General features: G+C 52.6%; 8 protein-coding genes and 1 pseudogene. 6 read left to right on the plus strand and 3 right to left on the minus strand.

Annotated features, from left to right (window positions below; all coding sequences use genetic code 11):
• The 3 genes and pseudogenes from ansA to ACEQ15_RS10925 all read left to right on the plus strand — a co-directional run.
• Nucleotides 1-423 (plus strand): annotated as a pseudogene (gene ansA / locus ACEQ15_RS10915) (asparaginase); the annotation flags it as partial.
• A 121-nt stretch (nt 424-544) separates the two neighbouring features.
• Nucleotides 545-2,074 carry an alanine/glycine:cation symporter family protein gene (locus ACEQ15_RS10920; RefSeq protein WP_370279221.1) on the plus strand — a complete coding sequence of 510 codons (1,530 nt, stop codon included), beginning with the start codon at nt 545-547 and terminating at the stop codon, nt 2,072-2,074.
• Between the two features lie 182 nt (nt 2,075-2,256).
• Nucleotides 2,257-3,069, plus strand: coding sequence for a helix-turn-helix domain-containing protein (locus ACEQ15_RS10925; RefSeq protein ID WP_370279222.1), 813 nt, complete (start codon nt 2,257-2,259; stop codon nt 3,067-3,069).
• Between the two features lie 392 nt (nt 3,070-3,461).
• On the opposite strand, the gene ACEQ15_RS10930 is transcribed toward ACEQ15_RS10925, so the two are convergent.
• Both ACEQ15_RS10930 and ACEQ15_RS10935 read right to left on the minus strand, forming a co-directional pair.
• The gene (locus ACEQ15_RS10930; protein ID WP_370279223.1) at nt 3,462-3,956 is read right to left on the minus strand and encodes an Hsp20 family protein; all 495 of its coding nucleotides are present in this window, start codon (nt 3,954-3,956) and stop codon (nt 3,462-3,464) included.
• Nucleotides 3,957-4,273: 317 nt separating this feature from the next.
• Entirely contained in the window at nt 4,274-4,846 is a 573-nt protein-coding gene (locus tag ACEQ15_RS10935) for a TetR/AcrR family transcriptional regulator (RefSeq protein WP_370279224.1), read from the minus strand.
• A gap of 129 nt (nt 4,847-4,975) precedes the next feature.
• Between ACEQ15_RS10935 and ACEQ15_RS10940 the strand changes: the two genes are divergently transcribed.
• From ACEQ15_RS10940 to gltA, 3 genes are all read left to right on the plus strand, one after another.
• Nucleotides 4,976-5,485: an HPP family protein gene (locus ACEQ15_RS10940; RefSeq protein ID WP_370279225.1), complete on the plus strand. Its 510-nt coding sequence runs from the start codon at nt 4,976-4,978 to the stop codon at nt 5,483-5,485.
• A 90-nt stretch (nt 5,486-5,575) separates the two neighbouring features.
• Nucleotides 5,576-6,064 (plus strand): cyclic nucleotide-binding domain-containing protein, encoded by a 489-nt coding sequence (locus tag ACEQ15_RS10945; RefSeq protein WP_370279226.1) that lies wholly within the window; start codon nt 5,576-5,578, stop codon nt 6,062-6,064.
• A 218-nt stretch (nt 6,065-6,282) separates the two neighbouring features.
• On the plus strand, nt 6,283-7,578 hold the full coding sequence (gene gltA, locus ACEQ15_RS10950; protein ID WP_370279227.1) for a citrate synthase: 1,296 nt from the start codon (nt 6,283-6,285) through the stop codon (nt 7,576-7,578).
• 66 nt (nt 7,579-7,644) lie between these two features.
• Here gltA and ACEQ15_RS10955 read toward each other — a convergent pair.
• A partial coding sequence (locus ACEQ15_RS10955; RefSeq protein WP_370279228.1) for a response regulator occupies nt 7,645-9,636 on the minus strand: 1,992 nt, incomplete at its 5' end.

Raw genomic sequence — 9,636 nt, forward strand, 5'->3', positions numbered from 1 at the left:
GGCAGCATGGGTGAGATTCCGGTGTTTGATCCGGACGCAGTCAGCATCCTGCAGACCTATCCGGGTATCTCTGCACGCATCCTTGAAGCCGTGCTGGATCATTCGTCACTGAAAGGACTGGTGTTACAGACCTACGGCGCGGGCAACCCGCCGGATGCTAACCCAGCATTTATCGATTGTTTGCAGCGCGCGTCTGAGCGCGGCGTTGCAATCCTGAACATCACACAGTGCCCACACGGCTCTGTGAGTCAGGGCGCCTACGCAACCGGGGCGACCCTCAACCGAATTGGTGTCGTGCCAGGGGGCGATCTGACCCTCGAAGCCGCGTTCACCAAAATGCATTATCTGATCAGCCAATCCAGGTCTGTAGATGAGATTCGCACTGCACTGCGTACTCCCCTCTGCGGCGAGCTGAACGGGTAATCCAACAGCAGGACGCTGTACTTTTCTCGCCCTGACCTAACCCACTGGGAAGCGGTGAGACGCAATACAACAATAATTCCAACAGAGTGCTCACAAGGCACATTTTTAGGAGAACTTTCTCATGCAAGCATTTGTCGACTTTATGAACGGCATAATCTGGAGTCCGGCGCTGATTTACCTCTGCCTGGGTGCAGGTCTGTTCTACTCGATCATGACCCGCTTCGTACAGGTACGCATGTTCCGTGAAATGTGGAACCTGCTGCTGTCAGGTAAAAGCTCCGAACACGGTATCTCTTCTTTCCAGGCACTGGCTGTATCCCTGTCTGGTCGTGTAGGCACCGGTAACATCGCAGGTGTTGCGGCAGCGATCGGCTTCGGCGGTCCTGGTGCAGTATTCTGGATGTGGGTTGTGGCGTTCTTCGGCGCGGCTACTGCATACGCCGAATCGACTCTGGCGCAGATCTACAAAGAAGAACACGAAGGCCAGTACCGTGGTGGTCCGGCTTACTACTTCGAAAAAGCGATGGGCCAGAAATGGTTCGCGTGGATCTTCGCAATTGCTACCATCCTGGCATGTGGTGTATTCCTGCCGGGCGTGCAGGCTAACAGTATCGGTAACGCTGTAGAACAGGCGTTCGGTTCTGGCGCGATGATCGAAACTTCTATGGGCACCCTGAGCATGGCTAAGATCATGACCGGTACCATCGTTGTTCTGATTCTGGGCTTCATCATCTTCGGTGGCGTTAAGCGTATCGCTAACTTCACTCAGGTTGTTGTACCTTTCATGGCACTGGCGTACATCATCATCGCTGCTGTTATCGTTCTGCTGAACGTAGACATGCTGCCAGGCATCATCGGCATGATCCTGGAAGACGCATTCACTCCGATGGCAGGCCTGGGCGCTGCAATTGGCTGGGGTGTTAAGCGTGGTGTTTACTCCAACGAAGCAGGCCAGGGTACAGGTCCTCACGCTGCCGCTGCAGCGGAAGTTGAGCACCCAGCACAGCAGGGTCTGGTACAGGCATTCTCTGTATACATCGACACCCTGTTTGTATGTTCCGCAACTGCATTCATGATCCTGATCACCGGCGCGTACAACGTACACGGCGTAGGTGATGCATTCCTGGTACAGAACATCTCTACTGACATTGCGGCGAATGGCCCGATGTTCACACAGATGGCAATCGAAAGCGTACTGCCTGGTGTAGGTAACCCGTTCATCGCATTCGCGCTGTTCTTCTTCTCCTTCACCACTATTCTGGCGTACTACTACATCGCTGAAACCAACGTTGCGTACCTGAAACGTTCCATCAACATTCCTGGCTTGACCGGACTGCTGAAGCTGGTTCTGATGGCTGCGACTTTCTACGGTGCAGTAAAAACTGCGAACCTGGCATGGGGCATGGGTGACGTAGGTGTAGGCCTGATGGCATGGCTGAACATCGTCGGCATCCTGATCATCTTCTTCATGTCCAAACCAGCGCTGAAAGCTCTGAAGGACTACGAAGCACAGCGTAAAGCTGGTGTAGCTAAATACGAGTTCAACCCGGCAAAACTGGGTATCAAGAACGCGACCTTCTGGGAAAAACGTTGTGGCGTTAAATCCGCTGCTTCCCAGAAAGAGGACGAGAAAGAAGCCGAACTGGTGTAATTTCTAACCTCTGAAAACATGGCCCACCCCTGCTCTGCAGCGGTGGGCTTTTTCTTGTGTGCAGCCGGCGTTAAAATAGCGCCGAAATCGCTGCTGATCCAGCGTCTTTCCACCACGTAACACGCTTACAACGCTGTTATCCGGCGTTCAGAGCTGTTTGTGCTTAATAATCGGGACCCAGGATGACACAAGACTTTCCGCGCAACCTCCGACTGCTGTGCAGTTACTACAAATCCATCGCCGAGGTGTGCCGTCGTCTCAACATCAACCGTCCGCAGTTCAACCGCTATTTGAGCGGACGCTCTATGCCCTCTGCGAACACCATGCGCCGCTTCTGCGACTTCTTCGGTGTAGAAGAGCATGAGATCCTGATGCCCCATAGCCAGTTCCAGCGTCTGATTCAGGTGCGCCCAAGCGCCACCACACCGACAGATTCGGGCCTGCCTGAAACCGAACACCTGGAGCATATTGGCAAGCTGGGTAATGCCGGTCTCGATAAGTACCTGGGTTACTACTTCGAATACCACATCTCCATGGCCTGCCCGGGCAAACTACTGCGTATGCTGGTCTGCCTGGAGCGCCGGGACGACAAGATCTATTACCAGCGCACCGAACGCCTGAAAGAGAGCCCACACGAAAAAACCTACCACGGTGTGTATCTGGGCATGGCGAACTTCCTCACCGACCGTATTTTCATGGTGGACTACGAGTCCCTGACCGGTCATGAGATCACCCAGACCATTCTCTTCCCTACTTTCAAAAACCGCGTATCCCGCCTGACCGGCCTGAAACTGGGCGTATCCGGCAGTGGTGAACGTATGCCGTGTGCCGCACGTGTGATGTACGAATATCTCGGACAATCCGTAGATGTGCGTCGGGCATTGGCGCTGTGTGGTTTGTACGATCTGGATTCACCGGAGATCGAGGACTCGATCAAGAAAGCGGTGACCAACGATATCGCACCGGGAGAATGGCACTTCCGCGCCCGTCACTGAACAAAGCCCCGGTCTCATATCAGTGTCCGTAACGTAAAAACACGACTGTAATTGTTTTTTCCTAGCTGTACGGTGTTAGCACTTTGCAGAGCACCATCAAATTGTGAACGATGCTCTGCAGTTGGCGACAACTAAACCACCTTACACCGTCAAACGTGTGTTGGTCAGAAACCGATAGATATTCAAATATTGATTCGCCGCCCAATGATGAAATGGGTCATCCGACTTTTTCAGATCTTCAGCTTTGAGAAGTAACTGAGAATAATCACTAAGTGCTCGACCAGTCTTCATCTGACCTCCTAAACAGATTTTGAAGGAACACCGTTTGAAAACATTGGGATTAAATGAGCCCCAGCGCAGGCTCAATATGCTGCGCCGGGGTTGATAGCTAATCAGTGCGTTGATTCATCTTTATCGTCCGCGGGCATGACTTCCGCATCGCCGACTTTATGTTCAAGCGCCTCCACTTGCTGCTTAATGGGTATCACCTTAGGCTTCATAGCCTCCGGAATCTCCTTGACCAAGCGAATCATTAGGAGACCGTTTTCCAGCTGGGCACCGGCAACTTCAATATAGTCAGCCAAATTAAACTTACGCTCAAACGCACGGTATGCGATGCCTTGATGCAAATAACGGTGCTCGGAATCCTGCTTTTTGTCGCCTTTAACGATCAACACGCCGTTATCAACTTTGATATCAAGTTCTGAGCGGTCAAAACCCGCAACAGCCAGCGTAATCGCATACTGGTTATCGTCGAGTACTTCGATGTTGTACGGTGGATAGCCGGACGAAACATGGTCGTTGGTGAGCGCGCTATTCAGTAGTGACGCCAAACGATCAAAGCCAACACTATTTCTGTACAGTGGGGAAAGATCAATTGCGTTCATGATATATCCTCCTAAAGAAGCGATACAAAACAAAAACAAGTGACGCCTCAGCCAACCTTACGTTTAAGCGATGACCTCGGCTACTTATTTAAATAGGGCCAAGCAAAGGAAGTTCAACGCCGGTTTTTAATACGATTTTTTATAAAGCATTAGCCGTTTATGTATAAAAAGACATTAAGATCTTTTTAACCATTCCTGCTTGGTGGAATTGACCTGCCTTGACGCATCACTATGCCAAGGAACTTATGGAGACCTTGTTGAATTCTTCGAGGAACAGCCAATCACCGCAGTGGATCACACCCAAAGGTATGCTTTGCTTATAACGCAGCAATCAATGCCCTTGCGGTTTGTTTCGCTTTGAGTGCTGCCGATCGATCTCCCTGCACATACGCAACGGTGATCGCCCCCTCTTTAAGCAGACTCAGGGCATTGCTTATCTGAACCACTGTATCGGAGTCCGTTATAAAGCTCTCCACCTGATTGGTGATTAGCTCAACGACCAGCTGTTTATGGCGAGAACACTGCTGATGCAGTGGATGCTCCAGTTCGCTGTACTCCCCACTCACGTTGATAAAGAAACAACCGTGGAATGGCAGCAACACATCAACGCGGTCATTAAACCAGTCATCCAGCGCATCAAACAGTGCGTCTATCTTTTCGATTCCAAGCGGTGCCGCTTCCAGCCGTGCTTGCAGCCAGTTACGGAAGCACTCATCACGATATTCCAGCACCGCCAACACAAGATCGTCTTTGCTACTGAAGTGATGGTAGAGGGTTTTCTTGGCCACACCTGACTCAGCCAGTATTTCGTTGATACCCACGGCATGAACGCCTTTTTGGTAGAAAAGTGTGAAGGCGGTGGTAATCAGGTGAAGGCGTTTTGGAGACATAAGGATCGAAATTGGGCTGAAAGAAACGATGTTGACACAGGTAGACCGACCTGTCTACCATGCAACAAAAGTAGACAGGTCAGTCTACTTTCAAGCACATCACCAAGCTGAACATAAGCGGAGACCAACATGCCTGCACTTCAATCACTCTTAAAAAGCGATGGCGCCGCCCTACCGCCGAAGCAGTCGGTCAGCAACATTCTACTGGCGGGGATCGGTGGATTTGTGGCAATTGCGGTACTGGCATACCTCGCCCAAAACCTGGAGGCCGTATTGGTGCTGGGTTCGTTTGGCGCCTCCTGTGTGCTGGTGTTTGGCTTTCCGGACGCACCCTTTTCACAGCCTAGAAATGTGGTTGCAGGCCACCTGCTGAGTTCATTCGTTGGGCTGCTGTTCCTCACACTGTGCGGCCCAACCTGGTGGTCTGTCGCACTCGCAGTAGGCACAGCGATTGCGCTGATGATCGCCACCCGCACCGTCCACCCACCGGCAGGCTCAAATCCGGTAATTGTGTTCCTGACTCAACCGGCGTGGGACTTTTTGCTGTTTCCAACGCTTACCGGGGCGCTGCTTCTGGTGGTGGTTGCCGCTCTTTATAACAATCTGATGCGGAAAACGAACTATCCGAAGTATTGGTAAACGGGGGATTCTGGCCACCAAGAGAAACCACACGGCAGATCTATACTGATAGCAGGTCCCGTTTCCATCTGATCTATTAAACATCCTGCTATGCAGCCAATCACCGTAGCCGAACTTGAGCAACACCTTCCTCTGGAACATCTGAGAGATGGTTCCATTTTTGGCGCGCTGTCTCCGCGTGGTGTTGAGTTCCTGGTAAACCAAGGCACGTTATACCGAGTGGAAGAAGGCGAGCGAATCTATGATTTTGGTGATCAGGGAAGTAGCTTTTTTATCGTATGCCAGGGCAGCCTCAGCTTCCTGACACAATACGAAAACGAGTGTTATCACACCCGTAATGTCACCTTTGGGGAGGAGACCGGGTATGTATCGATGATCGCCCTGCAATCCCGCTCCGGGTATGCGGTTGCCCGCGAGGACAGCATTATTCTGGAAGTCTCAACGGATCTCTATGGTCGACTGCATGAAGAGATACCGTTCGATTTCGGGATTATCACCCTTAACCTTGCCCGAGATATGGCGCGTACCATCATCAAACTCCGGCAAACCCTGGTCAAAAATTCGATCCGCTATTGGTAAGTCGATTTATCAAATTCGCCGTCGAGTATCAGGTTCCCGTCACCGGGTTAACCCCGTATCTTCTTGCAAATCTGGCCTATGATTGAGATAGACACGGCCATCAGAGTGACAACTTCCCGCCTCCGGAGGACCGCAAATCCAAGGGCTAAGACACCCCAAGCAGCCCAGTAAAGTAACAACCCCACACAGTGCTCCTAAGGCGCACAAGGTTCAGCCTCATGTCAAAAAACACGCTCACCATCCGCGACAACCGCACCGGTAAAACCTTAGACCTTGAGATCCAGCAGGGGGTAGCCGGTCCACCTGTGGTGGACATACGGGGCCTTTATGGGGAAATGGGCCTTTTCACGCTGGACCCGGGTTTCAAATCAACCGCATCCTGCACCAGCCACATCACGTTTATCGACGGTGAAAAAGGCATTCTGCTGTATCGCGGTTACCCCATTGAGCAGTTGGCGGAGAAAAGCAGCTTTAGCGAAACCGCCTATCTGTTGATGAAAGGGGAACTGCCCAACCAGCAGCAACTTGATCAGTTTAATGATCTACTCACCCACCACACGATGGTGCACGAGCAGCTGCTGAACTTTTACCAGGGGTTCAGGCGCGACGCCCACCCGATGGCGATCATGGTTGGTGTAGTTGGCGCCCTCTCCGCCTTTTACCATGACTCTCTGGACATTCATGATCCACAGCACCGGGAGATCTCCGCGATCCGCTTGCTGGCGAAGATCCCGACCATCGCCGCGGCCTCCTATAAACATTCAATCGGGCAGCCGTTTATCTACCCGGACAACAACCTCGACTACTCCAGCAATCTATTGAAAATGCTCTTTGCAGTGCCTAGCGAGGAATACGAGGTCAATCCGGTCGTGGCCCAGGCGCTGGACAAAATCCTGATTCTACATGCCGATCATGAGCAGAATGCGTCTACCTCAACAGTGCGCCTGGCCGGTTCCACCGGTGCCAACCCATTTGCAGCGATCTCGGCGGGTATTAGCGCCCTCTGGGGGCCACTGCATGGCGGTGCCAATGAAGCGGTACTCAGCATGCTGCACGAGATCGGCGACGTTAAACACCTGCCTAAATACCTCAAACGGGCCACCGATCCTGATGATCCGTTCAGATTGATGGGCTTTGGTCACCGGGTATATCGTAACCACGATCCACGCGCACGTGTGCTGCGGAAAGAAGCACAGAACGTATTAGACGCGCTTGGGCGTCATGATGACCCTCTGTTCAAACTCGCATTGGAGCTGGAACGAATAGCACTGGAAGACGACTACTTCATCAAGAAAAAACTGTATCCGAATGTGGACTTCTACTCGGGTATTATCGAGAGTGCGATGGGCATCCCATCAAACATGTTTACCGTGATGTTTGCCCTTGCCCGATGTGTCGGCTGGATCGCCCAGTGGAAAGAGATGATCGTCGATAAGGATCAAGTGATCGGACGTCCGCGACAGCTCTATATAGGTGCTGCACAACGCGATTATGTGCCGCTCATCAAACGCTAAATACTGACCTACAACGTCTCCGCTCCGGTTTATATAAGCTTGGTAAAAACCGGAGCACAAGGCGTGTCAGTCTGCTGGCGGGAAATGAGACCGCAGGGCCTGTTTGAGCTGTTCAACCTCCGCCTCCAACGCTACTAATGTGTCAGGGGCTGCCTCAAGTTCACCGTCTCGTGCCATGAGTTCCAGCTGGAGCGCATTGGCCACAGTGCGTTTCGCTGCAAACACGGCTGCGCTACCTTTCAAGGTATGCGCCGCGCGCCGCAGCGCCACGGCATCCCCCGCAGCCAGCGTAGTCTGGATCTCAGCCATCAATTTCGGGCACTCGGCGTAAAACAGCGCGACCAGATCCTTTAAGATCTCCATATCACCTCCAACCTGCTCTAAGGCGCCATCTGGATCAAACACCTCTCGGGAAGCAGGCGCTGTTTCAACAAGCTTCTCTTGGGTCTGAACCTCTTTGCTCTCTACCTCTTTGCATGCCTCTTCTGCGGGTGTTTTCTGAAGTGAGTTCTCCCCTGTTACGCCCATTGCTGGCATGCCTTCTTCAGATGCCGCAGCTTTCACCACCTGCTCGATCGTGTCGTAGAACTGCTGGGAACGGATCGGTTTCGGAATATAGTCATCCATCCCAGCATCCAGGCATTGCTCCCGATCCCCCTTCATCGCATTGGCGGTCATGGCAATAATCGGCAGGTGCGATGCGCCACCGGCTTCCATTTCCCGAATACGCTGGGTGGCCTGGAAACCATCCATTTCCGGCATCTGCACATCCATCAATACCAGATCGAAACGCTCCCGTTCGTACCGCTCAACGGCTTCCTTACCGTTATTGGCAACAACGACGGAATAACCGCGCTGCTCTAGCAACTTGGTAGCGACCTTCTGGTTTATCAGCCCATCTTCGGCGAGTAGAACATGCAGAGATGCCACCCCTGGCATGGATGCCGTATCCGAGACCGCCACTTCCTCTGGCTGGGTAATTAATCCCTTCAAACTAAGAATGACATCCAGCAGATTGGACTGTTTCACGGGTTTGGTCAGACAACGGGCGATCCCTCTGTCCTGAAGGCTTACCGTTTTTTCGGACTGACCGACGGAGGACAGCATAATAATTGCCATATCAGCATAACGAGAATCTGCCCTTAACCGCTGCGCCACCTCAAAACCATCCATGCCGGGCATCATCATGTCCAACAACATTAGGTGATAAGGTCTACCCGCCATCCGGGCCTGTTCCAGTTTATCCAGTGCTTCAGCTCCCGAAGCAGCAGTATCAGGTTTCATGGCCCAATTGAGCAGGATCTCCTTTAGGATGCGCCGGTTGGTATCGTTGTCGTCAACAATCAGTACCGGCAGTTCATGTAGAGCGGACAGATCCCTCGGCGGCTCGGCAGAAACGCCCTGCTGGCGCTTCAGGACCAAGGTGAAATGAAAGGCTGTGCCCACCCCAGCTGTACTGTCCAACGACATCTCGCCGCCCATCATATCCACCAGTTGGGAAGATATGGCCAATCCCAGGCCGGTACCGCCAAAGCGACGGGAGATGGAACTGTCGACCTGACTGAAGGAGTCGAAAATATGTTGTTGCTGTTCTGGCGGAATGCCAATGCCGGTATCACTGACGGAAAACAGCAGCGAAACCTCTTCGGCTGTTACCGCTTGCTGCCTTACTTCGACCAGTATTTCCCCCTGTTCGGTAAACTTGATGGCATTCCCGACCAGGTTGACGATGATCTGCCGCAGGCGTCCCGGATCACCAATCAACGCATCGGAAACCTCCGGCGGAATATGCCCGACCAGCTCCAGCCCCTTTTCGGAGGCCCTGACAGCAAGCGCCTGCAGAGTGTCACCCAGCGTATCCCGTAGCTTGAAGTCAATCGCCTCCAACTCCAGCTTACCGGCTTCGATTTTTGAGAAATCGAGGATATCGTTCAACAGCCTTAATAAGGTGTCCGCTGATTGCTGGATCAGGCTCAGATACTCCCGTTGTTGGGTTGAAAGCAGGGTATTTCCGAGCAGTTCGGACATGCCGATCACACCGTTCATGGGAGTCCGGAT

The sequence above is a fragment of the Pontibacterium sp. genome, from assembly GCF_964228735.1.
GTDB lineage: Bacteria > Pseudomonadota > Gammaproteobacteria > Pseudomonadales > Balneatricaceae > Pontibacterium.

Excerpts from the sequence above, each read along its gene's own strand:
- ACEQ15_RS10920 (WP_370279221.1), top strand. The coding sequence starts at position 545 with ATGCAAGCATTTGTCGACTTTATGAACGGCATAATCTGGAGTCCGGCG.
- ACEQ15_RS10925 (WP_370279222.1), top strand. The coding sequence starts at position 2,257 with ATGACACAAGACTTTCCGCGCAACCTCCGACTGCTGTGCAGTTACTAC.
- ACEQ15_RS10930 (WP_370279223.1), bottom strand. The coding sequence starts at position 3,956 with ATGAACGCAATTGATCTTTCCCCACTGTACAGAAATAGTGTTGGCTTT.
- ACEQ15_RS10935 (WP_370279224.1), bottom strand. The coding sequence starts at position 4,846 with ATGTCTCCAAAACGCCTTCACCTGATTACCACCGCCTTCACACTTTTC.
- ACEQ15_RS10940 (WP_370279225.1), top strand. The coding sequence starts at position 4,976 with ATGCCTGCACTTCAATCACTCTTAAAAAGCGATGGCGCCGCCCTACCG.
- ACEQ15_RS10945 (WP_370279226.1), top strand. The coding sequence starts at position 5,576 with ATGCAGCCAATCACCGTAGCCGAACTTGAGCAACACCTTCCTCTGGAA.
- gltA (WP_370279227.1), top strand. The coding sequence starts at position 6,283 with ATGTCAAAAAACACGCTCACCATCCGCGACAACCGCACCGGTAAAACC.